The organism is Shewanella sp. KX20019 (assembly GCF_016757755.1).
GTDB lineage: Bacteria > Pseudomonadota > Gammaproteobacteria > Enterobacterales > Shewanellaceae > Shewanella.
In genome coordinates, this window is record NZ_CP068437.1 from 4,232,672 (window position 1) to 4,258,958 (window position 26,287).

The window sequence follows — 26,287 nt, forward strand, 5'->3', positions numbered from 1 at the left end:
TTTTAGCTACGGCCTTACTGATGTCATCAGATAGCCCGTATTCAAATGTTAAATGCACAGGGGCTAATCATGTATCAATGGACTGTTTGCGATCCAATTATCGAGAATGTAATTCAAAAAGGCGAAATAAAAAAAGAAGATATCGCTTTAAAATTCGAAAGCTATCCTTGGACACTGGAGCTCAAAAAGCTCACTGAAAATCTAAGCAAAGATATTCACTACAACCCATCACTTGAGTTTATTGATGTCACTAACAATAGAGGAATTATATTTTCCGCCGTACCAGAAAACGAAGAGTTTATTTTCTACGTTTTTTATCAACGTCCGGAGGTAGTAAAAAAGTGGTTTGGTTTAACGAAGTGGCAAGATCCCAAGCACGTAACAGATCGCCTAGATCAATCTTTTGACTCTGCCAAAGACTTACTAAAATTATTTTTAAATCAGGACTTCGATAAACTTAATACATTCTTCTAATGTTAAATTCTGTACAAGATTGAAGTGCAAGACTGTTCTCTATCACATGTAAAATCATATTTGGGGTAAAAGATAACCTAGCTAGATATACATGCTTCATCATTTTGTAATGGATAGACTCCCAATATTGATATTCTCAATACCAATATTCGTAATATTATGTGTGAACATTACAGCAGTAAATGAAACATAAATTGGGCTTACATTTGAATTGAGTGACAGTCATTCGTTAGCACAGGTTGACTTACCGAAGGCAATAGCCTCTCTTAAAAGTAAACATATAATGAGGAAGTTATGATCCAAGGAAAGTGCAATTGTGGCGCAGTGGTCTTTGAAGTCAGTAGCAAAATTGCCGACGTTTATTTTTGTCACTGCTCTATTTGTCGTCGCTCAACCGGTGCAAATGGTATTGCAGTTATTGTGACGAATAATGACGATTTTAATTGGGTTTCAGGGGAAGAGTTAGTTAAAACGTGGTCGAAACCAGGGCATGACTGGCAAGCCAGCTTTTGTACTCACTGCGGTTCAAGTTTACCGGGGAGCAATGACGCTAGTCGGATGTATATTCCTGCAGGCTTATTACCCCAAATTGAAAACTTACAAATCACTCACCATATTTGGGTTGGTTCCAAAGCCAATTGGGACGTCATTGGTGGGACAGGTGTACAGCATGATCAGGCATTTAACAGCTAAAGCGCTACAATCGTGGGGTTAAGCGCAATGTCTCTGGCTGCATACTTTGTTCTGCTAACCAGCGTTTTGCACCTGAGTGCCCCATCAACTTTATTAGAGTTGGTTCTAGGTAAACGCCTAAGGCAGGCTTACGCCAGTACATATAACCCGATAAAGGCTGCACTGTACCTGCGCCAAAAGTGCGCTGAATGAGACTGGAAAACTCTGCGATGTTGTCATTGCTGGGAACGGTGAGTTGCGGCCAAAAATCAGTTAAAAAGGCGTTGAAGCTATCAAATGCTTGCAACTCTTTTACGCTGTAATGCTGTAATGCTTGCAACATAATGGGCACGCTCCAGTGAGACATAAACTCGATATTAGCCATCACGTCGATGTTACGTCGGTGGTATTGCTGCCATGCGAGACTCAAGCTATCGGTGTCCTTGGCAACACGCCAAATGAGGTAAAGATCAGATAACCACTCATGTTGAAACATACTACGGATCTGTTGATTCAAACTCTCCATTGCCGCTATCGCTTCAAGATGACCTAACTCATGCCAATAGGTCAGTTCATCTTGCCGATTTAGCTTAAGAGAGTAATAACCTACGCCCCAATTTACACTGCGCTTTTTAGGCAATTTATCAAAATCTGTCATCAACACCCCTGCGATTTTAGGGTGAAGTATAGGAAGTACCATGGCGGCACGCGCCCCCATTGAGAGCTGAAGCAGCTGGCTGTTGGGCAGCTGCTCTCGTGCCATTGGAGGCAGCTGAGCAAGACAAAGTTCTATGGTTTCGCGATCACAGATAAGGGCTCGCTTAGCCCCTATATCGTCCCAAAGATAGCCAGCGGTAAACGCCAAGCCCGCCACGAATCCAGTTATCATCATCGGGCCGTATTATTGATTTGCCATGATGTTTTCAATAATGGCGGTGGTTGAAATACCCTCTTCAAAGCCGAGTACTTTAACGTGACCACCAGCAGCAATCACCTCCTTGCCACCGGCAATATCTTCAACCTTGTAATCACCACCTTTTACCAATAAGTCTGGTAACAAGCGAGCAATAACGCGTTGGGGGGTATCTTCACTGAAAGGCACTACCCAATCGACCGAAGCAAGGCCGGCTAATACAGCCATTCGTCTGTCTTCAGGGTTGACTGGACGTCCTTCACCTTTAAGACGTTTTACCGAGGCGTCACTATTAACCGCAACGATTAATCGGTCACCGAGTGCTTTGGCCTGTTGCAAGTAGCTAACGTGTCCTGCGTGTAAAATATCAAAACAACCATTGGTCATCACTACACGCTCGCCACGTAGCTTGGCTTGCTCTAAGGCATACACCAGCTGGTCTTCACTCACAGAACCAAAACCTGATTCCCCTTGGTTCAAAGACAGGGCTTCGATTAACTCAATGCGAGTCACGGTTGAAGTGCCTAGCTTGGCAACCACAATCCCAGCAGCCGTATTGGCAATGGCGCAGGCTTGCGCTAAGTCACTGCCAGCTGCAATCGCTGTCGCGAGCGCTGAAATAACCGTATCACCGGCGCCGGTGACATCATAAACCTCACGGGCAACCGTCGGTATATGCAACTCAGGCTGATCTTTAGTGATTAACGTCATGCCTTTTTCTGAACGGGTGACTAACATGGCGTGCAGTTCAAATTGTGTCAGTAAAGACTGCGCTTTAGCGACTAGGTCGGCTTCAGATCCAACCTTACCCACCACGGTTTCAAACTCACTCATATTCGGCGTTAATAGATAAGCACCACGGTAACGCGCAAAATCACTGCCTTTAGGATCAACTAATACCTTGACCCCTTTGTCGTTAGCCGACTGAATAAAGGCTTCGGGAGAAACAAGTGCGCCTTTGGCATAATCAGACAATACCGCCACGTCAACATTATCTAGTTGTGAGATGGTTTTTGCGAGCAGTGCATCACTTTCTGCTTTCGAATAGCTCTCTTCAAAATCTAACCGCAGTAACTGTTGATTACGCGACATCACGCGCAGTTTAGTAATCGTTGGCTTACCAGCGACTCGATGCCAATTAGGTTCAACACCTAGTGCTTGAATGCCTACAGTCAATGCATCAGCGGTCTCATCAGTACCAACAATACCAGCCAGACTTGCAGCGCCGCCTAGGGTCGCAATATTTATCGCCACGTTAGCCGCTCCGCCAGGCCTGTCTTCAATCTGTTCCACTTTGACAACAGGAACCGGGGCTTCCGGAGATATACGCGCAGTTGGGCCCGCCCAGTAGCGATCTAACATTACATCACCAACGACGAGTACCTTGGCGTTTTCAAATGCTGGCAGAGAAATCTTCATAATGACCGTGTCTTTCACAAATTTACTGATGATTGTACCTAATTTTTAATGATTTTGAGTAAGTTTGAGCGAGTTTGCGTTAGAATAATGAGTAATTTTTCAATGTATTCGAGTTTTCCGTGGTAGAAAAAGCCCAGTTTTCATCTCATCTATATCATCCTAAGTACTGGCTCTTGTGGCTAGGCGTTGCGATGATGCGTTTAACGCAAGTATTACCACTGCGTCTTCAAATGAAGATTGGCGCAGCGATTGGCAGAATCGCAATGAAGCTAGTCGGCAAACGAGTTAACACTGCTAAGCGTAATTTGCAGCTGTGCTTTCCTGATATGACCGAAGCTGAGCTACAAACATTATTGCGTGAAAACTTCGAACAAACAGGCAAAGCCATCTTCGATACTATTAATGGTTGGTGGTGGTCAGATGAAAAAATTCAGCAGCATATGACCATTAAAGGTCAAGAGCATGTGCAGCAAACACTTAACAACGGCCAAGGGGTCATACTATATGCCGTCCACTGCCTACCTTTAGAGATGGGCGCGCGGATCTTCGGTCAGTTCCAACCAGGCGTTGGCGTATACCGACCACACAATAACCCGGTAATGGAGTACCTACAGGTCAAAGGTCGCTTACGCTCTAATAAAGCACTAGTACCGAAACGAGACTTACGCCAAATGGTGCGTAGCCTAAGAGCGCCAAACGTTATTTGGTACACAGCGGATCAAGATTTCGGCCGTTCTAGTGCCACGTTCATCCCTTTTTTCGCCGTTAAAGAAGCAGCCACCATTACTGGCGCAACCACGCTTGCAAGACTCGGTAAAGCCAAGGTGCTACCGTTTTTTGTTGAGCGAAACAGTACAGACACCGGCTATAACATCGAGATAAAGGCGCCACTAGATGACTTTCCTGGCGAGAATGAGATTGAAGATGCAAAGCGTGGCAATAAAATTATCGAAGAGATTATTTGTCGCAACAAAGGCCAATATATGTGGTTGCATAGACGCTTTAAAACCCGTCCAAAAGCTGAAGACCCATCTTTGTATAAATAACAGCTCTTAAGTCAATTGGTGTCAAAACCCCTTTGCGGCGCATGCAAAGGGCTTCTACTCTGCTTTATTAATGAGATGTGTTCATCTCTATTTCGCTTAAAATCAGTCACTTTTACCGCGTTCTATATGCTAGTTGATTTAGCACTTCACTTTGATGTCAAAATGACAGCCAACTGTTTTTTTGACACTCAACAACTGTCTTTATGACACCATCAATTACACAGTAAAAAACAATAATCTCTTTGAAAACAGCAACTAACACCATTGGCACGTTATATGCTCTAACAGGGCTCGCCTGAATAATAATAACGTTGCGCTAAGAGGACTTATGAGCAAACAAAGACTAACGGCAATCGCACTACTGCTGGTGCTAATTGCTTCATTTACTGTACTGCTGAGTATTGGTAGTGAGATCTATCGAGAAAAACCGCCTATCCCGACGGCTTTTGTTGATAGCCAAGGACAAACACTATTTAGTCAAGATGATATCGAACAGGGACAATTGGTTTGGCGCTCTATGGGGGGGCATCAGCTGGGTTCTATATGGGGGCATGGCTCATACGTTGCACCAGACTGGACGGCTGATTGGTTACATAAAGAAGCACAAGCTTGGCTAGATATCAGCGCAAAGCAGCGTTTCAACTTGCCATTTACTCAAATAAACTCGCAGCAACAAGCGGGACTTGAGCAGGGCTTGCGCGAAGACATTCGTCATAATACAGTTGTAAATCAAGCCAATGGCGAGACTTTCACAACCCTTTCAGCCACGCGTATCGAAGCCATTAAACAGGTAGAGCAACATTACTTGGCACTCTTTGGTGATGACCCTAAGTTATCATCACTTAGAGAGCAATATGCGATGAAGGAGGGAACCGTTCCCAGCTTAGATCGCCGTGAAAAGCTTAATGCTTTCCTTTTTTGGGGTGCTTGGGCTGCGGTAACAGAGCGACCTGATGCTGATTATACTTACACCAATAACTGGCCATTTGATCCACAAATAGGTAACACGCCAACCTCTGATAATATTGTATGGTCAATCTTAAGTATTGTGACACTCATCGCTGGTATCGGTGCATTGATCTGGCATCACGCCAGTGGTAAGCATGAAAGCTTGCCTAAGCCCGCCGATCAAGATCCACTCTTTTTTACTAAACCCACTAAATCACAACGCGCTGTAGGGAAGTACTTCGTTACTGCGATAGGTCTGTTTCTATTACAGATATTGCTCGGCGGCATCACCGCACACTATGCGGTTGAAGGGCAAAATTTTTACGGTATACCACTGTCAGAAATCCTGCCCTACTCTGTTACTCGAACTTGGCATACACAACTTGCCGTCTTCTGGATTGCGACAGCTTGGCTAGGGACTGGTTTATATATTGCCCCAGCACTATCAGGGCATGAGCCTAAGTTTCAGCGCATCGGCGTAAACATACTTTGGGTGGCATTGGTTGTCGTTGTACTCGGCTCTATGGCCGGTGAATGGCTGGGGGTTCAGCAATACTTTGATCTGGACATGAACTTCCTATTTGGCCATCAAGGCTATGAATATATTGATTTAGGCCGAGTGTGGCAGATCTTACTGTTGGGAGGCTTATTAATTTGGCTTGCTCTGGTTACAGCATCAATACGCCCTGCTTTGAAAGTTAAAGGCGAGATGCGCCCAGTTATTTGGGTACTGTACGCCTCATGTGTGGCTATTGGCTTATTCTATGGCGCAGGCCTCTTTATGGGTAAGCACACCAACCTTGCGATTGCTGAATACTGGCGTTGGTGGGTTGTTCACTTGTGGGTAGAAGGCTTCTTCGAAACTTTTGCTACCTCTGTCATTGCATTAATGCTGGTACGCCTCGGGCTTATCCGTGCACGCAGCGCAAACGCAGCGGTACTTTTTGCCACAGTTATTTTCCTAACCGGTGGCTTAATAGGTACCTTACATCACTTGTACTTTACCGGCGCGCCAACCTCTGTTATTGCATGGGGCGCAATCTTCTCAGCGCTAGAAGTAGTGCCACTAGCACTGATTGGTTTTGAAGCTGTAGAAAGTTACCGCTTACGCTCTGCAAGCCCGTGGATGATCCGTTACAAGTGGGCCATTATGTTTTTTGTGGCAACCGCATTTTGGAACCTAGTCGGCGCAGGGATGTTAGGTTTCCTAATTAACCCGCCTATCGCTCTGTACTTTATTCAAGGCCTAAACACGACTGCGACTCATGCTCACGCAGCCTTTATGGGTGTGTATGGCATGCTAGGAATGGGACTCATGTTGTTCTGCTTCCGTGGACTAACAGGACAAATGCAGTGGAATGAGAAGCTACTAAAAGGCGCATTCTGGACCATGAACATAGGTTTAGCAGCGATGGTGTTTATGTCTCTGCTTCCCGTTGGTATCGTGCAGTTCTTTGCTGTTATCGACAACGGCTACTGGTTTGCTCGCTCACCAGAGGTGATCCATAGTCCACTGGTTGAAACGCTAGTATGGATGCGTGTACCAGGTGATGTTCTGTTTGGCATTGGCGGCCTATTTATGGGTGCCTTCCTCTTCGATATTATCAAGAAAGCCATTGGTAAGAAGAAAGAGACTTGCGAGCTCGATGATGATCAAGCGTCGGCTAGCGCTTAACAACGCTATTTAATATTTACCCAAGGGTGCTATTTTTAGCACCCTTTTTTTAGCTATAAAACATAGTATATTTGACACAGTTACAAACCAACACTAATGTCAAAAAGACAGACACCACAACCGCCTCTCGGTGAGTGAGTGTTTCACAATACCAATACCTTAGGGAAATCAGCTATGTCTTTAAGCCAAACCGATCTTACCCGCATCGCCTTAGATATTACTGCGGGGCTTTCTGACCATGACCGATTCTCACGCTTACTCGATACCATAAGGCAAACTTTGCACTGCGACGCCGCCGCGCTGCTGCAATTTACCGGCCAGCAATTTAATCCTCTAGCCATCGATGGCCTCAGCCCTGATGTGCTGGGACGACGCTTTATTATCAGCGAACATCCACGACTCGAAGCCATTGCCCGTGCTGGTGATATTGTCCGTTTTCCCGCAGACAGTGAACTACCCGATCCCTACGATGGGCTTATTCCTCATCAAGGTGATCACTTGGTGGTGCACGCCTGTATCGGATTACCGCTACTTGCTAATGGCGACTTAATTGGCGCTGTTACTATTGATGGCTTCGATCCTAAGCAGTTTAACGCTTTCAGTGACAATGAACTGCGTACACTTAGTGCCATCGCAGCCGCGTCACTTAGCAATGCATTAATGATAGATAAACTCGAGAAACAAGCACTGCAATCACAAGAGATCACCAGCGTAAACCGCATAGATCCAGACTCTCGTGTGGAGATGATAGGCCATTCCATGGCGATTAACTCGCTTAAGAATGAGCTTAGTGTGGTTGCCAGTACTGATTTAAACGTGCTCATTCTAGGGGAGACAGGCACAGGTAAGGAGCTAGTAGCAAAGTCTGTGCATCAGCAGTCCAATCGTGCCAAGCAGCCACTGGTCTATTTAAACTGTGCCGCACTGCCGGAATCGGTTGCAGAAAGCGAACTATTTGGCCATGTGAAAGGCGCGTTTACTGGCGCAATAAGTCATCGTAGCGGTAAGTTTGAAAAGGCCGACAACGGTACGCTATTTTTAGATGAAATCGGCGAACTCCCCTTAGGCTTACAAGCCAAATTATTAAGGGTGCTGCAATACGGTGACCTGCAAAAGGTAGGTTCAGATAAAAGCCTTAAAGTTGATGTGCGTATCATCGCTGCGACCAATAAAGATCTAAAACAGGAGGTGTTAGCGGGGCGCTTCAGAGCCGATCTTTACCATCGCCTCAGCGTATTCCCCATTGTTGTTCCGCCCTTAAGAGAGCGTGATGGTGATGTCACTCTATTAAGCGGTTTCTTTGTCGAACGCTGCCGACAAAAACTTGGCCTTAAAAGCCTGAGACTAGACGCTAGCAGTCTTGCTCTTCTTAATGACTATGATTGGCCGGGTAATATCCGCGAGCTGGAACATGTACTACATCGAGCATCAGTGCTGTCTCGCGCGCAATCATCATCGAACAGTTGTCTTATCACGCCGCAACACTTTGACTTTAACGTGGAGCCGCAAACTGCCGCAGTAAAACCTAAAGTAAAAGCGAATCAAGCCACCTTGCCTAGTAACCGAACACTAAAACAGGCAACAGCTGCTTTTCAGTCGCAGTATATTCAGCAAGTATTGACCGAGAACGACGGCAACTGGGCGGCTACAGCCAGAGCACTAGCACTCGATTCAGGCAACTTGCATCGACTGGCTAAACGGATCGGAATTAAGTAGTCAGCACAGCTAGGTCACTTGAATAAATGCTCATTGGGATTAATGGGCAATAGCTGTTATAAATGAGTCCGAGTTGAACTAGCTCTGATACGTTGCAAAAGGATGACGCACATTGATAAAACAGGCAAATATACACTTTTTCAACAGCCTACTTTTTGCCGTAGGCTTTATCTCAAATGGAGTGATGGCTGCAGAGCAACAGCCTCTATCAGCCAGTGAATATCGGTGCGAACTCAGCGCACAAGCCGCTCCACTGTATCAAACAGAAAAACGTATTCAATATCGCCAATTAAGCAACGGTTTACAGGTGAGAACCTTAGCCCTTGCTGACTCGTCATCTATCTCAATCGCTAGCCAGTTTGCTGTCGGCTCTCGCAATGAGATTGAAGGCCAAACAGGTTATGCCCACCTATTTGAACATATGCTTTTTAAGGGCAGTAAGCATGCTCCCGGCGATAGTTATGCTCAAACCATGAGTGAACTAAGCGGCCAGTTCAATGCCAGTACCTTTTTTGACTTCACCAATTATTACTTAACCATTCCAGCGCAAGCGTTAGAGCTAAGCTTGTGGCTGGAAGCGGATCGCTTTAGGAATCCAGCATTAACGCCAACGACAGTCGCCAATCAGCAAGCGGCGGTACTCGAAGAGACGGCCACCAGCATTGATAACCAACCATATGTGCGTAAAGCGATGGAGTTTCTGCTTTCACAAGTCCAAGGAACGCCCTATGGCCATGCGGTTATTGGTAGTATCGTCGATGTTAAAGCTGCCACAGCGGCATCGCTCAACCAATTTCACCAAGATTACTATCGACCCGATGCCATGCAGTTAAGTTTGGTGGGTAATATCCCAGCACAAACCAACAGCTGGATAGATAACAGTTTTGCCAGCTGGAAAAGGCCTGCAGCCGCTAAAACGACCATGGCGGATCTACACATTGAGGCCAAACCTGTTCACGGTGAGATAATCGATGAGCGTGGCCCTTGGCCAGCGGTATTACTCGCTTGGCATACCGCTGGTACCAACTCAGGCGATGCGCCGGCATTGGCGCTACTGGAAGCATATCTCTTTCAAAATAAAAGTAGCCTGATTGAACGCACCAGCCTTCATGATCCCGACCAGCTGCTTAGCTACTCTATTCCTTTAAAAATGCAGCACCATGGTGTGACTAACCTGGTGTTAGTGCCTCGAGCGCGCACCTCACTCGATACCTTAACCGACAATGTGGATAAACTAATTGAGTCAGTCAGCAGTAAGCCTATCTCCACTCAGCGACTTTGCCAGCTTAAGCAGATCTGGCTAGATAAAAAACTGTCAATATTAGATAGTCCATCGGCACTGTCTCGAACTCTTTCTGCGACTATAGAAAAAGATGCTGCGGCGCCTTTAACGGCGCAGTGGCAACGGATCAATGCCGTCAGCGCGGCGGATCTACAGCGAGTCGGCGAGCGCTATTTTAAGCACAAACGTGTCAGACTCGACTTACTCCCCCCTTGGCACTTACGCGCAGCCAAAACCATTTTAGAGTGGTTACCTAAAGGTGCGGCTGACAGTCTTGAAGAGGGTGTAATGTAATGGTCTATTGGATAAGACTTTTCATTGTAAGAATTAGCGTCATGAGAATGGGCACCATAAGAGCGGCAAGTATCAGCTTGATTACCTACCTTGGCTTAACACTACTAGGCTGCCAACAGACCCAAATAGATTTTACCGACACAAGCGCCGCCAGTTTACCCCAGTTTGTCCCTATTAAAGGCGCGCCAGCGGTCGAGCCAATGCGCTTTGAACAAAGCCAGACAGTTGAGCAAAAAGCACTGCCAAATGGCAGTAAACTATTTGTGCTTAACGATCCTAAATCAGGTTTAGATCACCTTACTCTCGTTGCCTATAGCCCTAAGCAGCCTTTTAGAAATGTAGATGTGTTGAACAGGGCATTCGAAGAGAAGCGCCGTTGGCTTGTGGCCAATACGGCACTGAGTTGTACCCAAAGCCTTACCTTCAGACCCTCTTTACACAGTATCGCCATTGGTATTAGTTGCCATCAACTTTCCACTGAAGCCAGCGAGCTATTAATCAGTTTCTGGCAAGCTAACAGTTTTGATAACATCGATATTGCCAATGTTAGACGACAATTAAAGCTCGCCAAACACATCAATGCTTTTAGTGGTGCAGAGATAAACACCGTCTGGGCTAAAACGATTCTCGGTGAAGAGCACATCTATAACCAAGCGCTCAACGACAGATCCCTTGCAGATAGCTTAACGCTTAAAAGCCTTAATAAGATCAGAGATCAGATCCAATCTCAAGCGGACTGGGCTGTATTAACCAACCCAAGGTTACTTAAAGATAACGGCGAGCAACCACAAACATTGCTGGCAGCTGCGACAGCGCTAAATAACAGCTCAAGCAAGAGCCAACATACAGAGGCACTGTCCCTGCCTGTAGTGCCTTTTGGTAACAGCAGTAAAACCCTGTACATTATTGATGCCCCCGGCAGCGTGCAAACCCAGGTAAGGATAGGCTACCCACTAACGAGAGACTTAAAAGAGACACGACTAAATCAGCCTGTACTACCAAGCCAAGCTAGCAGTGACGCCCAAGATTGCCAAATACTGGCAAGCTGGTTGGGGCGTAGTTTTTCTGGTCGATTATATTACGACTTACGCGAGGTTCGCGGGTTAACTTACGGTATATACGGCCGCTGTTATGACAACCCTCTATCACGCACAATCAAATTTTACGGCAGCACTAAACTGCAACATACAGGCGCTTTTATCGATGGTGTACTTAAGCATTTAGCACTAGCAGCACAAAGCCCTGCCAGTCAGGCTGAGTTAACCGCAGTCAAAACCTACAACACCAGTAAATTAATGCTACAGCAAGATAACCCCATGGCGCTAGAGGTTGATACCATTAGGCAACTCACCTCCGGCTATTCGCCGTTATATCCGCAAGAGTTTGCAGACAGCATCGATGCCCTTACAGCTAAGCGATTACAGACGATTGCCGCCAAGGTGTTTAATCGCACGCCCTACATTGTGATCCGCGGCGATGCAGGCAAAATTAGTGTGGATCTACAGCAGAAGTTCCCAGACTGGCAGTTGATTGAAGTGACTGAAAATGAGTAATCTTGGCTTGCAACATACACTTTGAACCAGCTGGTTTTTCGCATGACGAAATAGATTACTTATTAAATTAGCTTGTTATAATGCGCAGCATTGAAACTAATAGAACAATCTTCGATGACACCTTCTAGCGCGCTAATACAGCAATCGAACACAGGGATTCAACAACAAAATCTAGGTCCTCTGGCGCGCTATCGGCGGCAACAACTCGCGCAATCCGGGTTTGTTGACGATCCTAGCCAGTATCAAACGCTGCAAGCTATAGAAGCATTGTACCTGGCGATCACATCGACACACTCTAGTAAGCCGCCCATTGAAAATGTTAAAGGCTTATATCTATGGGGCGATGTTGGCCGCGGTAAGACCTTTCTAATGGATCTGCTTTACGACAGTGTAGAGAACACGCCTAAATTACGGCTGCACTTTCATCGTTTTATGGCTCGTATTCACCAAGAGATGATCGCGGAATCGGGTAACCGGGAGCCGCTTTCCCGAATTGCTAAACGTATCGCTAGCGAGTGTAAACTACTGTGTTTTGATGAGTTTTTTGTCTCCGATATCGGTGATGCGATGATCCTAGGCAAGCTGTTTGAAGCGCTATTTAGTGAAGGCGTGACCTTGGTCGCCACCTCAAACATCCCCATTAACGAGTTATACCGTAACGGCTTACAACGACAACGGTTCTTAGCCACCATCGACTTATTAAAGGAGTTTACCCAAGAGATCCATCTTAACGGCAAAACCGATCATCGACTGCATCACGCGGTTATTCAACAGCGCTACTTTATTAATGATACAGGCACAGCGCAAAGCCAGCATAACGCTTTTACGGATCGCTTTGGCGCAATGTCGGCATCAACCACGCCCCACGATGAAGAGCTAATAGTGCATGGCCGAGTGATTGAAACCATCAAATACGATGACCATATCGCTTGGTTTCACTTTGACGCGTTGTGCGATGGCCCACGCTCGCAATTAGATTACATCGACATCGCCACTCGTTTTAATATCGTGATGTTATCTGAAGTACCAATATTAGGCGGTGAACCCAGAAGCTGGATCCGTGCTCGCGGCACTGAAGACGGGGTTATCGCCATCGAAACTGGCGAGCGGCAGCTGTCCTATGCTGTGAACGATGATCCAGCGAGGCGCTTTATCAGCTTGGTCGATGAGTTATATGATCAAGGCGTTGAACTGTACATTCAAGCAGATGTGGCAATGGAAGATCTCTACAGCGGCGGAGCGTTAAGTTTTGAATTTAGGCGCACCTTAAGCCGACTAACCCAGATGCAGTCGTTAACTTATTCGAATAATTAAGCCGACGGTCGTGAGAGTTACCAGCATTGGCTGGCCAAAGCTTAGGAATACAATGATTTAAAAGTACAGTAGCTTAAGCCTGTTTCAGTGCTTCGGCTTCATTGGCACTGTAATTAGCCTTAAAGGTAAATGCATAAGGTGAATCGCCATTTACTCTTAAATACTTTAGTTTCTCTAATCCCTCTTCAACACTCGGTTCATGTCCAATAGGCACCCACCATAGTACATAGCTGTCTTCGCTCAACGCTTCAAACCACTCTTTTTTACGACGTAAGAAATCACGATGGTGAGTGCGAAACATAAAGTTTTTCAGCGAATCGACCGAGGTCCAAGTCGACATATTGATGATAATATTAGGATCAGCAAAAATGTGTATACTCGTGGCATCTCCCGTCTCATCTTGAAGCCGCCATACAAATCCATCACTGGATTCTGCGGTATGGTTTACGGGCTCTAAATTATCGACAAATTCTTTCAGTTGCGGTGAGTCTAAAGCAAACTTAGCTTTAGCGATATTGAGCTGCGCAAGGTGCATTCTATCCTCCTTAATAGTGTTCAATTTAGCGGCTATTTTTTGTGATAATGCCTTTCGACATTCACCGTCACTTCGCCCCACTTTGAATTGGCGACTCGAGATTGATGCGCTTTAAACGAGGTTTCATCAATAAACTCCTCATAGACATTAAAGCGATTCATTTGTTCATTGTCTTGTGAAACTTCAAACACGATACAACCAGGCTCGTTTTTTGTGAGCTCAATGTGTGTCAACAGTGCGTCTTTTATTATTGTTAACTCAGACTGCTCAACCAAGATATAGCCAGATAAAATGACCTTACTCAATGCATGCTCCTTGTGGTAAATAGCAACCCATTAAAACTATGTATTCGAGCTAGTTATTCGAGCTAGTTATTCGAGCTAGGCATTCGAGCTAGGCATTCGAGCTAGGCATTAATCACATAATCAAAATGATAATGGTGTACTCCGGCCTCTATTTTTATCGTCATAACACCGGAGATCCCTGTTAATTGCTCTGTACCAGAATCTGGTACGACTAGCACAGATAAGGTATCGGCGCCTCGGTTCATCACGCCTGTATGATGTAATGAAACTTCCCCACTGAGACCATCGATAACGCCAGTGAAGGACTCAATCGCCACATAAGCTGCAGAGTTAGCTACTGCGGTGCGTTTACTCAACATTTGCCCTTGGCTACTACCGTTAATGTCACCGCTGAATGTTTTACTAAACAACATGCGCCCCGCCTCAACGGGGTCATCGGTTGCCGGGGTAAAATTAATTGAAAACTCTCCAGTTGCAATCATCTCTATCTCCAGTCCTTTATTTAAACTAATTCAATAATGAGGCCTAAAATCCACACGACCAATACTTTGGATTAAAAGCTTAGCTTCTTACTCGTGATATTTGCGTATTACAGCGACTTTGCCATCTTCAATTTCTAGCACTTCCATCATGATAGAAGTGTATGAGTTCCCTTGCTTAGTCTGCGGGTGGATCCCTTTTGCACTGTGTCGATAGCGGATCGCTATTGCGGAGTCGTTAAAGGTAAATAGGTTTAGCAGTTCCGCTTTATATTCAGTATGTGCACCAAGGTAGAACGTCATGCCTTTACGCATGCTTTGCTTGCCATCAGCCGCGCGAGAGTCATCAGATTGATATGGAAGGTGTTGATGACCAACATCATCTGTTAGCAGGGCTAAATAGTTTTCCAACTCCTTTTCTGTGGCATTAGGAGCTTGAGACGCTACCATGGCCTCAAAATAGTGTTGAGCAATTTGTTCCATCTCAGATTTGTCTTCTTGTGCCTGTGCTGCACAGCTAACTAACAAACTTAATGCAATAACTAGTAAACGCTTCATGACAAACTCCTTTTGATGACAGCTAAACCCGCTACATGCAAATACACCTGACGATAAACAAGTGAATGTTACTGCTGTTAAAATGTAACATCATCTGCATTGAGACTTACCATAACAATAAATACCTTCACAAAAAACAGTCTAATCTAGCTTGAGCTAAGTTAGGCCAACATCGCCTTAAAGGGAATAACCACTTCTTCCACCATACGCCTGGAATTAAACACATATTTAGTGTAATTGGTATTAATTAGAGTATAAATCGGAAGGTAAATACTAGCAGGATTCTATGCAGTGCAGATTAATGCGACGTTAGTACCCTAGTGTCTAATGCCAGAAAAAGATCTCAAATTACGGTCGTGAGATGTGACGATGATGATCTACAAATTAAAATGTATGCTGTAAATAGCAAACTCAAACTTAAATAAACATGGCAATCATGCCGCCTATCGTCGCAGCAGCTTTTACATATTGCCCAGCTGTGTATGAAGAGTCTTCTTTTTCTTCTACTTGCTCTGGATGATCTAAACCTAACGCCCCAAAAGCAAACGACTTCAAATCGGTTCCATCATCACTATCAGCTACGGCGCCGGCTTGTTGCTCTAACGCGAGTTTATCTTTAGCCGCATCAGAAAGCGTTACTGATGTATCTACTGCACTTAGTTTAGTTGTCGGCTCTGAACGTGGTGGCTCAAGCACATTATCCGTATTAACGTTTGCAGCCGCCAGTCCACTTTTAACACTTGCTAAGGCGTCTAAACTCTTGACCAAATTACTGCTTACACCGTTAACGTATGTCATCAAATAATCCTTTACACAACTGCAAGTTATATTGATGTGCATAGTATCAGTAAAGCCATCAAATTCTAGTTAATAATACCAATTCCATTAAATATGTGTTCAATTCAGAGCTCTCTCAGGGCTCTTCAATGTTAGGTGCACCGTTGAAGAAATGGTTATTCCCTTTTGATACAAAACGTATCCTTATCGAAAGTGAGTTAGCTAGAAAAATTGAACGGTATTATTTGAAAATAAATAGGGGTGTTCTGCATCACCATAGGCAGTAATATTTAACTGAGTAAGCCCTTTAATCAACTGTAATAATTGTTTGCCTTTTGGGTTAGCGATACTGTCGTTGGTCAGAAGCATAAAATGACTATTTGAACCGAAATGAGCCCCAAACTGGCTAACGCTCTCACGATGATTAACAAGATACAGCTTATCAATCCAGCGCCCTGCTAAATAGATCGCATCACTTGCCGCAGAAGCGACCATAATGATGCCAATGTAACTCGGCTCGTTGGCGATAGCTTGATTAATTTGGGTAAATGGCTCTTGGTTAGCATCTAGCATTAACAGCTGCGCCTCTCCGTTAACGCTTTGCAGCAGCCCTGCTAGATCTTGCACCGTATCATCAACGACGACCAGTACGGTTGAGCTGTCTATGTTGAGCAATGATGCTGTGGCTGGTAACTCATTCGCTATGGCTTCATTTATAAATAGCAGACAACACAACAGAAGTAACCAGCTTAACGGAAATTGTCTAGGGAACTTAATATCTTTAGCGCTAAATTTAGTATCAACAACAGTAGACAGCTCCGACTCTACATCAGTCTCTATATTAGCATCATCAAACAGGCTGAAATGGGTCAGGCTGTCATTAAACGTTGAATATGTTGAAACGTGCTTTGGGCTTTCCATGTCAGGCCTCCTACGTAGGCTTTAGTTCCCTCTGTACATGTAGGTAATGCATAGAACAAACCAGTTTTATTACTGGTTAAATTTCAGATAGATAACTTACCCAGCCTCAACCTTTAGAAAAGCAAGCTGCGGCTATTGCTATTTTGCTGCGCAATCTGCAACGAAAAAAGCGACCAGACTAAGCTGGTCGCTTTTTTCGTTGCAGAATGAATTATTTTACTCTACGGGCTGTTAAGGACTTGCTGGTAAATCTCCACCACTTTGTCAGCATAATGCTTCACGTCGCTATAGGGTAAGACAGTGTTAACCTGCTGCAGAGTTAATCTATGATTCTCATCACGAAGATGACAATAAGCATGAGTTAACGATTGAGCACTTGCGATAGGAATAAGCTCAAGCTCTGCAAGCTGCTCAAAAATACGGACATTATCGGACCAAAAAGAGAGCGCCTGATACTCGCAGGCGTGAGCCAGTACCAGATACTGAGCGATAAACTCAATATCGGCGATACCACCAGGGCTCTGTTTAAGATCAAACATCCCCTCCCGCACCTTAAGCAAGTGATCACGCATTTTAAGTCGCATATCGCGCACATTTTTTGCTAGCACTGTATTATCACGGCTCGTCTCTAAAACCTCTGCCCTTAACTCATTAAAACGGCTGGATAGTGTGTTGTCACCAAACATAAAGCGAGCTCTCACCAATGCTTGATGCTCCCAGGTCCAAGCTTCTTTACGCTGATAATCACCAAAGTGTTCTATCTCACTCACGAGTAGGCCCGAAGCCCCCGAAGGACGCAGGCGCATATCGACTTCATACAATTCACCCGATGTAGTGCGCGTTGAAAACAGGTGTAATATCCGTTGTGCCAGTTTTAAATAGAAGTGACCGACATCAATCGCTCTATCACCGTTGGTTTGCCCACCTTGTGCAGCATTGTGCAAGAAAACCAAATCAAGATCCGAACCATAACCTAGCTCTATACCACCCGCCTTGCCGTAGCCTATAACGGCAAACCCCATCTCATTATCTTTGAGGCGCTCAGGCACACCATGACGAGTGCTTACCTGCATCCAAGCTTGTTGTACAACCTGTTCAATTATCGCCTCAGCAAGAAAGGTAAGATGATCGCTTACTTGCATCACAGGTAACACGCCTGTGACATCAGCGGCGGCTATCTTGAGTTGTTGCGATAACTTAAATTGCCGCAACGCCTCCATCTGCTGCTCCATATCATCTTCAGGAATACGCAGCAGATACTGTCTAAGCTCACTGCCATAATCATCAAGTGATGTGGTGTCATAGAGCTGCGAAGGATCAATAAGCTCATCAAGCAACATTGGGAATTTTGCTAACTGCTGCGCGATCCAAGGACTGGCGCAGCAAAGGCTGACTAATTGCTGCCGAGCACCTGGATTTTCACACAAGAGTTCGAGGTAGGTTGTGCGGGTTAAAATTTGATCCAACACTTTCGATACAGGCTCGAATGCTTTAGTTGGTTGCGAGTGGGCTGACAAGTCACATAATAACCTTGGCATCAACTTGTCGAGCGTTTCTCTACCCCGTGGACCTATGGTTCTACGTACGACCGTGTCGTGCCAACGTTTTAGCATCGGCCATAATTGCAAATCGACCTCTTGCTCATCCAAAATGGCGAAGGCGGTTTCCTCTTCCTGGGAGTTCCATAGCTGCTGCGACCAGGTTTCGCTGTTATCCTCTTGACTATTACCACCAACAGTCTCTTTAAAGTGGCGATGAATACAGGCCATTGCGCCTTCAATTTGTTGCCTAAGATCCATCTCATTATCAGCATTTAAGGCCCAACACAAACGCTGCCAATCGAGGTCGTTCGCTGGCAGAGTTTGAGTTTGCTCGTCGTTAATGGCTTGCAGTAGATTTTCAACACGGCGCAGCAGCAGATAGCTTTGCTTTAACTCATCAAGCGCTAAGTATTCAATTTGTCCAAGCTGATACAGGGTGTCAATGGCAGCGAATAAGCTTTGCTGCCTTAATGAAGGCTCCCGCCCTCCACGGATCAGTTGAAAACTTTGCACCACAAATTCCACTTCGCGAATACCACCAGCGCCCAGTTTAATATTGTCGTTAAGCTTTCTCCGGCGCACCTCTTGAGTGATAAGCCCCTTCATTTTTCGCAATGATTCAATGGCAGAAAAATCAAGGTAACGGCGATAGACAAACGGCCTTAATAAATCGTGCAATTCATCGGAATCCGCAGTCCAAGGGCCTAATGCGCGCGCTTTTACCATCGCATAGCGTTCCCAATCTCGGCCTTGCTCTTGGTAATAATCTTCTAGGCCACTAAAGCTGACCACTAACGGACCGCTCTCACCGTAAGGGCGCAAACGCATATCGACACGATAAACAAAGCCATCAACTGTCACTTGATGTAATAGGTTGACTAAACGCTGTCCCATGCGGATAAAAAACTGTTGGTTGTCGATTGAGCGTCGTCCGCCAATCGTTTCACCATGTTCGGGAAAGGTAAATACTAGATCTATATCGGATGAAAAGTTCAGCTCACGGCCACCGAGTTTCCCCATGCCTAGAATCAACAGTTTTTGTGCAACCCCCTCGGCACTTGTTGGAGTCCCTTGCGTGCTGCACATATCACGGTATAGCCAATCACGACCGGCAATAACCAATGCTTCGGCCAGTGCCGATAGATCTAACAGCGACTCTTCTAGCGGGGTGTAGCCCATAAAGTCTCGCCATGCAATAGACACCATTTGGCGATTTCGGTATTGACGCAAGACTTGCTTTACTTGCTCTTCATCTCTGACTGCATCTAACAGTTTATGCAGTTCACTGTCGAATGACTTTCGCTCGATGCCACTCAGATCAGATTCAAATAGCACCGCTATCCATTGTGGGTATCGACATAGCTGCGACGCAACAAAATCACTGAGCGCCATGATGGTCTTAAGCTCTTGTTGCTGCTCTTCCGACAAGGAGGCGAGTGCCTCGGGAGATCTGTCGACTAACCTTTGCCAGTCGTTTTCAACGTTGGCAGCCATTTGAGTGGAAACATCTTTTTTACCCAGTAAAGCCGCGCGCATAATAATCCCTAACAATTTTCACTATCGACATATTATGTCGGTAGTGCTATAAAAATGTGATTGATTTTTTTAATTGATGTTGGCTACATGAGCAATTTAGTGCTTATAGGCCTTTGAAACATCAATCATTGTATTTTTGTGCTCTAATACAGAATACTATACCCAAAGCAGTATCAATTGCAGTACAGCAAGACTGTTTCTCTCACGAATTCAATATTTCAGCAGATGAAAGATTCATCTTATGTACTAAAATATCATGTTAAAAAGAGAATATAGTCCCGAGTTGCTGCTATTGACTAGCGCACACCTTAACTGAATTTTGGAGAAAGCATGGCAGGAATGCTAATTCGTGTTCTCACCGTTATCATGGCGTTATCACTTGCTGGATGCGGTGATGATAGACCAGAGCAAATAGCGAAGTACCAACAGCTCACTCAGCAGCGTTTGGAAACTTTAAGCACCATGCTCAACGACGGCCAAGTGCGTAATGCAAACTTATTGCAGCAATATACGCGTGTCTTATCTCAACAAAAGCCTGATTTAGCACCGTTGCTAAATGAGCTTGTAACCGATGCGACCAATCGAGGGCCGATGTTTACCTCGCTAACGCGCAGGTCAACTGAAGCTCAAAATGCGGCAAACTTTGTCGATATCGATCAGCAACTCGCCGAAGTTGAGAACCTATATCAAGCGGCAGATCCCAGTCTTTATAACGACATGCTGTCAGACCCACTCAATGTAGTTGCCGATATGTCTGATGGTACGCTTGCTCGAGTTAACTCCATCAGTCGTGAGGCAGCTGCTTTAGCCAATGGTTCAGAAGACTTTGGCGCGGGTAGTCAATTAGTCGGTAATCCGTCGTACGGCAACTGGCAAACGGGCTCTAATGGGATGTCAATTTGGGCTTGGTACGGCATGTACTCCATGTTTTCCAATTTGACCCGAGGTCCTATCGGCTACGATCGTTGGTCAAGCCGTCGTAACTATAGCTATTACAATGATGTTGGCCGTTATCGCTATACCTCGCCAAAACAAGCAAGAGCCCAAACCCAGACCTATGAGCGCACTAAAAAGCAGTATAGTTCTCAAGGTAAGAGGTTTGATAGTCCATACGCCAAATCGCGTACCGGCTCTACCAGCTTGTCTAGACAAAGTACCAGTACACCTAAAGCTAGTTCAACAGGACGCACTGCGAGTAAGAGCAAGTTCCGCTCAAATTATTCTAAAGACAGTAGCTTTCGTAATTCCAGCAGCCGTACTACTCGCGGTGTTCGCCGAGGCAAATAATTAAGGGACTCTTATGACATTTTTTCAAAACAACGGCATCACGCCAGATCTACTTATTATTTTGGCGATTGATCTCACCATTGCCGTGTTGCTACTGACGTTAATGCGCTACCTGCAAGGCTGGACTGTAAAAGTAAATAGCCGCCAAGAGCTTGCTGAAAATGACAACTTTGCCTTTGGTATTAGCACCGCTGGCGCAGTCGCGGCATTAGGTATTGTGCTTACTGGTGCGATAACAGGTGAAGCCGCCGAATCTTACCTCGTTGAAGCCATTGGCATGAGCGCTTACGGTCTATTTGGTCTGGTATTAATCAAACTTGGTCGATTTTTACATGACAAAGTTGCGCTAAATGAGGTCGATAAAAACGCCCTTATCATTAAAGGTAATGTCTCCATTGCCATTGTTGATGCCACCGCAGCAATTGCGACAGCCATTATCATTCGCTCAGTGCTGATGTGGGCTGAAGATCTTACGATTTATACCTTTATTGCTATTTTTAGTGCCTTTGCTATCTCACAGCTAATGCTAGTGATACTGACTCGTGTGCGTGCGAACCGTTACGCTAAGCGTAACCAAGGTGCTTCAATGCAAGCCGCATTGGCCCAAGGTCACACAGCTTTAGCTATTAGGCATAGTGGTTACATGCTCGCAATGGCATTTAGCTTTAATGCGGCAAGCCACTTTATCATATTCAATCCTGAAGCATATGTCGCCAACCTCATCGGTTGGTTGATGTTCTCAGTCATAATGCTGTTGTCATTGTCTATTTTGATCAAAATCGTCAAAAAGTTAGTGCTTGCTAACATCAATCTATTTGACGAAGTAGAGAAGCAGCATAACGTCGGAGTCGCCGCGGTTGAAATGGCGATCAGTGTTTCAATCGCGCTTATTCTCGCCGCGTTAATGGCCTAATCAAAGCCTAAAGATGGGAGCGGATGACACGCTCCCTTTTTCATTCCATAGGCAAATCAATAGACTCACCATGCAAAACACTCCTCAAAGCGACACCATGAATCCAAATACAGGAAAACCGGCAAAACTTGGCTGGTTTGATGACATATTACTGCTAGGCATTATGGCGGTACTCGCAGGCTGCGGCTTGATCTATGAGTATCTGCTCTCTCACTATGCAGGCCGCATACTCGGCGCACTTGAAGCGGCCATTTACACCATGATAGGACTGATGATCGTATCAATGGGAATAGGTGCCTTCGCAGCCCGTAAAATTCGCTGTGCCTTTACCGGTTTTGCCGTACTTGAGCTCACCGTTGCTCTGTGTGGCTCGTTAGCCATTTTGATCACCGCTGCCGTTATTGGTTTTGGGCAGCAGTTACCGTTAATCGTTGCGCAAACACTGGGCCTGCCAAGCGATCAGCTACCCAATGGTGGCTTTATTGGCACCCTGCAGAAACTCAGCGAGTACTTACCTTATGTTTGGGGCGTCATACTTGGCTTAATGATTGGTATGGAGATCCCACTCATTGCTCGGGTTCGTCAGGCCCTCTCAGATGCACATTTGACCCATAATGCGGGCACTATCTATGGCGCAGATTATATTGGCGCAGGCATAGGTGCTGCCATCTGGGTTGGCTTTATGCTGGCCATTGATATCCAGTTAGCCGCGGCGTTAACGGCCAGCTTTAATCTGCTCGCAGGTTTTCTGTTTATTTGGCGTTTTTGGACACAAATTCGTCACGTAAAGCTGTTGCTCGCTGGCCATATTGCTGCAACTGGTGTGCTGCTGTTATTAGCGCTGCATGGCCCCTCTTGGGAGCAAAGTTTTAATAACTTACTCTATAAAGACAATGTGGTTTACGCTAAAGCAACTCGCTTTCAGCAACTGACTTTTACTGAACGCCTAAGAGGCAATGGTCTCGGCCCCGTTCACTCGCTCTATATCAACGGCCGCTTGCAGTTTTCCAGCAGCGACGAGCACATATACCACTCCTTTTTGGTGCACCCGACACTTGCCGCCAGTGCGCGTCATGACAAGGTGTTAATCATTGGTGGCGGAGATGGCCTTGGATTAACTCAAGTGCTTAAGTGGCAGCCTAAGCAGGTCACTTTAATGGACTTGGATAAAGAGCTCGTTACACTATTCAAAACACCCGACACCGATATGCCAGCGCACCTAACTCAAGCCTTAATGGCACTGAACAAAGATGCACTGAATGATCCTAGAGTCAGGTTAATATTTGATGATGCTTTCAATGGGGTCGACAAGCTACTTAAAAATGAGGAAAAATTCGATGCAATTATCGTTGACCTTCCCGACCCAAGCCATCCTGATCTTAATAAGCTCTATTCAGATGCGTTCTATCTGAAACTTAAGGAACTTATGAGTCGCGACGCTGCCATAACCATACAGTCAACATCGCCATATCATGCACCAAAGGCATTTATTTCAGTCGGTAACACCTTGGAACTGGCAGGTTTTAAGGTAGATCAATACCACCATAATGTGCCCAGTTTTGGCGAATGGGGTTGGACTATTGCGACCTTAAGTGGCAAAAGTGCCAAATCTAGGCTAAATGAAATACAGCAATTCCCTATAGATGATGCTTGGTTTACGCCTGAGTTAATGCATGCAGCGTTTGCATTTCCAGGTAATTTTTATATTGATAAGCAAAACATTAAGCCAAACACTTTAGGCTCGAGTCAGTTATATCAGTACCACCAGCAAGCTTGGTTAGAAAATCAATAAGGCTTATTTTTTACTCCGCAAAGATAGCGCTTGACATATTATGTCTCGATGGTATCTTTAAACGCAGACATAATATGTCAATAAGGACAAATATGAATATCCACAATATTGCCAACCATCTAAATGAACTTGGCGACAAAGGCCATACAGGCTTTCAATTTGATTGTTATCCAATTGATGGCGATGTGGAAGTCTTGCAGGTTAACATCGTTGGCCGAGAAGAGATCCCGGTATTCCTATCGGTTACGGACAACCAGATCCTTTGCATCAGCTATTTATGGGGCGAGGATGAAGTGAATCAAGATCGTCGCGCAGAGATGTTTGAGACCATGTTAGAACTCAACATCCCAATGCCACTGTCATCGTTTGCCAAGATTGACGATAAGTATGTGGTATACGGCGCACTATCAGTGCAATCAAGCATCGAAGAGATAGAACAAGAACTCTCTGTTCTGTCTGACAACTGTCTCGAAGTAATCGACGAACTCGCCGATTACCTAAAATAAAGGAGCCACATTATGGGCATTCTAAACAAGATTCTTACTGCTTTTCGCGGTGGCGCAACTGAAGTTGGCCAAGGTATTGTAGACGCTAACTCAACACGTATTTTTGAGCAAGAGATCCGTGATGCAGAAAAACACCTGACTAAAGCTAAGCGTGACTTAACTGAAGTCATGGCAAAAGAGATGCAAGCCAGCCGTGAGGTTGACCGCCTAAAGCGTGCAGTTGCTGAACATGAAGGCTACGTAGCACAAGCACTTGAAAAGGGTAACGAAACATTAGCACTAGAAGTTGCTGAGAAAATCGCTGAACTCGATCAAGAGCTTAATGACCAACAATCGGCTAATGAAAGCTTCAGCGCACATGCGACTCGCCTTAAAGAGCTAGTACGTAAGACTGAACGTCAAGTGACTGATTATCAACGCCAACTGACTATGGTTAAAACCACAGAAAGCGTACAAAAAGCCACGGCGACAATTACTGATTCATTTGCAGGCAGTAACTCAAAGTTACTTAATGCTAAAGATTCGCTAGAGCGTATCAAAGCCCGTCAGCAGTCATTTGATGATCGCCTTAAGGCATCTGAAACGCTAGCTGAAGAAAACAGCGATAAAGCCTTGCATGATAAGCTAGCTGAAGCCGGTATTGGTGAGCAGAAGTCTAACGCTAATGCTGTGCTTGACCGCATTAAAGCCCGTAAAGGCTAAAGGAGTATGACGTGGGATTTCTAAGTAGCCTATTTGGCAAGAAAGAGGAACCTAAACGTCAACTCGATCACCCATCAAAGCTAAACAAGGGAGATATGATCTCCCTTGATGATAGCTTTGCGCTGCCACCACAATTACGTGGGCAGCAGCTAAGAGTTGAAGCGGTTAATACCTATGAGTATGAGCGCAAACAGCAAACGGAATGGGTGCTTAAAGGGCACGGAAGTGACACCATCTTTCTCGGCTTAGATGAAGATGATGAAACTTACCTCGCGTTGTCGTTAAAGGTTAATCGTGGTTTAGTGGAGGAGCTATTCAATTTAGAGCAATTTAGCGCTATTTTTGAAGAGCCAGGCAAAGCTGAGCTAAGCACCAATGAATTGTCAGCGGAACTTGCAACTGAGTTTGAGCAGTGGTTATCACCTCAATACCATCAGGTTACATTTGCCGGTTTTGGTTACTTTCACCGTCAGGACTATCGTGGCAAAAAGCCACCTCAAGATGCTGATGGTGCCACTGGCGACCCCTTTGAGTCATATCAATTACTGGATGACGATGAAGACAAAGCCATTGACATAGAAGTCTATGATGGCGGTGAAACAGATGTCATGTTGACACTTTATCGCCCTCTATCAGACATCAGAGACTATTGGCCTGGTGCATAATGAAAAGGTTCTAACGTTTTTAACGTTAGAACCTTTTTTGTTTCTCTCTTATGAGTGATAGCATTAACTTATAAAGCAGTTTATATCGATAGGTAATACCTTACGCATGAGCAAGCAGAAGAATCCGTTGCCGGAACAGTGGCAACAAAATCAAAAAGCCGCCAAAGCCACTCAAATTGCTTTTGATATGGATGAGAAGTTTCAATATTCCATCCGTAAAGCCGCACTTGATGCAGGTGTCAGTCCCTCTGATCAAATTAGAGACATTCTTGGCTTAGCCGTGACTAAGCGCCCTAAGCGCCCTCGCCTTACCGTATCTTTAAGCGCAGAAGACTATGAACTACTCGCTGAGAAGTACAATTTAAAAGCCGAACAACAACTAGAAATAAAAAAGCATGTTCTAGATGATCTCATTAACTTCAGTAGCGAAGACTAAAGCCCCGAAGATTAATTTCGCTTCCCGG

Annotated in this window: 24 protein-coding genes; 15 read left to right on the forward strand and 9 right to left on the reverse strand. The window is 45.2% G+C overall.

All coding sequences use genetic code 11. The annotated features are described in order from the left end of the window. The first annotated feature begins 69 nt into the window (after window positions 1–69). Both JK628_RS18315 and JK628_RS18320 read left to right on the forward strand, forming a co-directional pair. A complete protein-coding gene (locus JK628_RS18315; RefSeq protein ID WP_202286368.1) occupies window positions 70–474 on the forward strand; it encodes a hypothetical protein in 405 nt (134 codons plus the stop codon). 294 nt (window positions 475–768) lie between these two features. Then, the gene (locus JK628_RS18320; protein ID WP_202286369.1) at window positions 769–1,167 is read left to right on the forward strand and encodes a GFA family protein; all 399 of its coding nucleotides are present in this window, start codon (window positions 769–771) and stop codon (window positions 1,165–1,167) included. 4 nt (window positions 1,168–1,171) lie between these two features. On the opposite strand, the gene JK628_RS18325 is transcribed toward JK628_RS18320, so the two are convergent. Both JK628_RS18325 and hldE read right to left on the reverse strand, forming a co-directional pair. Further along, on the reverse strand, window positions 1,172–2,038 hold the full coding sequence (locus JK628_RS18325; RefSeq protein WP_202286370.1) for a hypothetical protein: 867 nt from the start codon (window positions 2,036–2,038) through the stop codon (window positions 1,172–1,174). A 9-nt stretch (window positions 2,039–2,047) separates the two neighbouring features. Further along, window positions 2,048–3,478 (reverse strand): bifunctional D-glycero-beta-D-manno-heptose-7-phosphate kinase/D-glycero-beta-D-manno-heptose 1-phosphate adenylyltransferase HldE, encoded by a 1,431-nt coding sequence (gene hldE / locus JK628_RS18330; RefSeq protein WP_202286371.1) that lies wholly within the window; start codon window positions 3,476–3,478, stop codon window positions 2,048–2,050. A gap of 119 nt (window positions 3,479–3,597) precedes the next feature. On the opposite strand from hldE, the gene JK628_RS18335 reads away from it, so the two are divergent. The 6 genes from JK628_RS18335 (at window position 3,598) to zapE (ending at window position 13,306) form a co-directional block, all read left to right on the forward strand. Next, window positions 3,598–4,524 carry an LpxL/LpxP family Kdo(2)-lipid IV(A) lauroyl/palmitoleoyl acyltransferase gene (locus JK628_RS18335; RefSeq protein WP_202286372.1) on the forward strand — a complete coding sequence of 309 codons (927 nt, stop codon included), beginning with the start codon at window positions 3,598–3,600 and terminating at the stop codon, window positions 4,522–4,524. Window positions 4,525–4,852: 328 nt separating this feature from the next. Beyond that, window positions 4,853–7,147, forward strand: a complete 2,295-nt coding sequence (locus JK628_RS18340) for a nitric-oxide reductase large subunit (protein ID WP_202286373.1) — start codon at window positions 4,853–4,855, stop codon at window positions 7,145–7,147. A gap of 174 nt (window positions 7,148–7,321) precedes the next feature. Next, window positions 7,322–8,863, forward strand: coding sequence for a nitric oxide reductase transcriptional regulator NorR (gene norR, locus JK628_RS18345; RefSeq protein ID WP_202286374.1), 1,542 nt, complete (start codon window positions 7,322–7,324; stop codon window positions 8,861–8,863). A gap of 184 nt (window positions 8,864–9,047) precedes the next feature. Further along, on the forward strand, window positions 9,048–10,439 hold the full coding sequence (locus tag JK628_RS18350; protein ID WP_202289877.1) for a M16 family metallopeptidase: 1,392 nt from the start codon (window positions 9,048–9,050) through the stop codon (window positions 10,437–10,439). Next, window positions 10,439–11,992: a M16 family metallopeptidase gene (locus JK628_RS18355; RefSeq protein WP_237524059.1), complete on the forward strand. Its 1,554-nt coding sequence runs from the start codon at window positions 10,439–10,441 to the stop codon at window positions 11,990–11,992. The genes JK628_RS18350 and JK628_RS18355 overlap by 1 nt, the downstream gene beginning before the upstream one ends. Window positions 11,993–12,106: 114 nt before the next feature. Continuing rightward, entirely contained in the window at window positions 12,107–13,306 is a 1,200-nt protein-coding gene (zapE, locus tag JK628_RS18360; protein WP_202289879.1) for a cell division protein ZapE, read from the forward strand. A gap of 73 nt (window positions 13,307–13,379) precedes the next feature. Here zapE and JK628_RS18365 read toward each other — a convergent pair whose 3' ends face one another. The 7 genes from JK628_RS18365 to glnE form a co-directional block, all read right to left on the reverse strand. Continuing rightward, entirely contained in the window at window positions 13,380–13,841 is a 462-nt protein-coding gene (locus tag JK628_RS18365; RefSeq protein ID WP_202286375.1) for a DUF3291 domain-containing protein, read from the reverse strand. A 32-nt stretch (window positions 13,842–13,873) separates the two neighbouring features. Beyond that, a complete protein-coding gene (locus tag JK628_RS18370) occupies window positions 13,874–14,146 on the reverse strand; it encodes a putative quinol monooxygenase (protein ID WP_202286376.1) in 273 nt (90 codons plus the stop codon). Between the two features lie 101 nt (window positions 14,147–14,247). Next, on the reverse strand, window positions 14,248–14,628 hold the full coding sequence (locus JK628_RS18375) for a DUF3224 domain-containing protein (protein WP_202286377.1): 381 nt from the start codon (window positions 14,626–14,628) through the stop codon (window positions 14,248–14,250). Between the two features lie 87 nt (window positions 14,629–14,715). Next, the gene (locus JK628_RS18380) at window positions 14,716–15,183 is read right to left on the reverse strand and encodes a nuclear transport factor 2 family protein (RefSeq protein ID WP_202286378.1); all 468 of its coding nucleotides are present in this window, start codon (window positions 15,181–15,183) and stop codon (window positions 14,716–14,718) included. A gap of 417 nt (window positions 15,184–15,600) precedes the next feature. Then, window positions 15,601–15,981, reverse strand: coding sequence for a hypothetical protein (locus JK628_RS18385; RefSeq protein WP_202286379.1), 381 nt, complete (start codon window positions 15,979–15,981; stop codon window positions 15,601–15,603). Window positions 15,982–16,182: 201 nt separating this feature from the next. Further along, entirely contained in the window at window positions 16,183–16,881 is a 699-nt protein-coding gene (locus JK628_RS18390) for a DUF4347 domain-containing protein (RefSeq protein WP_202286380.1), read from the reverse strand. Window positions 16,882–17,102: 221 nt separating this feature from the next. Next, entirely contained in the window at window positions 17,103–19,916 is a 2,814-nt protein-coding gene (glnE, locus tag JK628_RS18395) for a bifunctional [glutamate--ammonia ligase]-adenylyl-L-tyrosine phosphorylase/[glutamate--ammonia-ligase] adenylyltransferase (RefSeq protein ID WP_237524241.1), read from the reverse strand. Between the two features lie 372 nt (window positions 19,917–20,288). Here glnE and JK628_RS18400 point away from each other — a divergent pair, with 372 nt between their 5' ends. The 7 genes from JK628_RS18400 (at window position 20,289) to JK628_RS18430 (ending at window position 26,259) form a co-directional block, all read left to right on the forward strand. Then, the gene (locus tag JK628_RS18400) at window positions 20,289–21,245 is read left to right on the forward strand and encodes a hypothetical protein (RefSeq protein WP_202286382.1); all 957 of its coding nucleotides are present in this window, start codon (window positions 20,289–20,291) and stop codon (window positions 21,243–21,245) included. A gap of 13 nt (window positions 21,246–21,258) precedes the next feature. After that, window positions 21,259–22,158 (forward strand): DUF350 domain-containing protein, encoded by a 900-nt coding sequence (locus JK628_RS18405; protein ID WP_202286383.1) that lies wholly within the window; start codon window positions 21,259–21,261, stop codon window positions 22,156–22,158. A 70-nt stretch (window positions 22,159–22,228) separates the two neighbouring features. Beyond that, entirely contained in the window at window positions 22,229–23,950 is a 1,722-nt protein-coding gene (locus tag JK628_RS18410) for a polyamine aminopropyltransferase (RefSeq protein WP_237524061.1), read from the forward strand. A 92-nt stretch (window positions 23,951–24,042) separates the two neighbouring features. Continuing rightward, window positions 24,043–24,456 carry a YjfI family protein gene (locus JK628_RS18415; RefSeq protein ID WP_202286384.1) on the forward strand — a complete coding sequence of 138 codons (414 nt, stop codon included), beginning with the start codon at window positions 24,043–24,045 and terminating at the stop codon, window positions 24,454–24,456. A 12-nt stretch (window positions 24,457–24,468) separates the two neighbouring features. After that, window positions 24,469–25,158 carry a PspA/IM30 family protein gene (locus tag JK628_RS18420; protein ID WP_202286385.1) on the forward strand — a complete coding sequence of 230 codons (690 nt, stop codon included), beginning with the start codon at window positions 24,469–24,471 and terminating at the stop codon, window positions 25,156–25,158. An 11-nt stretch (window positions 25,159–25,169) separates the two neighbouring features. Then, window positions 25,170–25,823, forward strand: coding sequence for a hypothetical protein (locus JK628_RS18425; protein WP_202286386.1), 654 nt, complete (start codon window positions 25,170–25,172; stop codon window positions 25,821–25,823). A 106-nt stretch (window positions 25,824–25,929) separates the two neighbouring features. Next, a complete protein-coding gene (locus JK628_RS18430; protein WP_202286387.1) occupies window positions 25,930–26,259 on the forward strand; it encodes a hypothetical protein in 330 nt (109 codons plus the stop codon). Window positions 26,260–26,287: the final 28 nt, after the last annotated feature.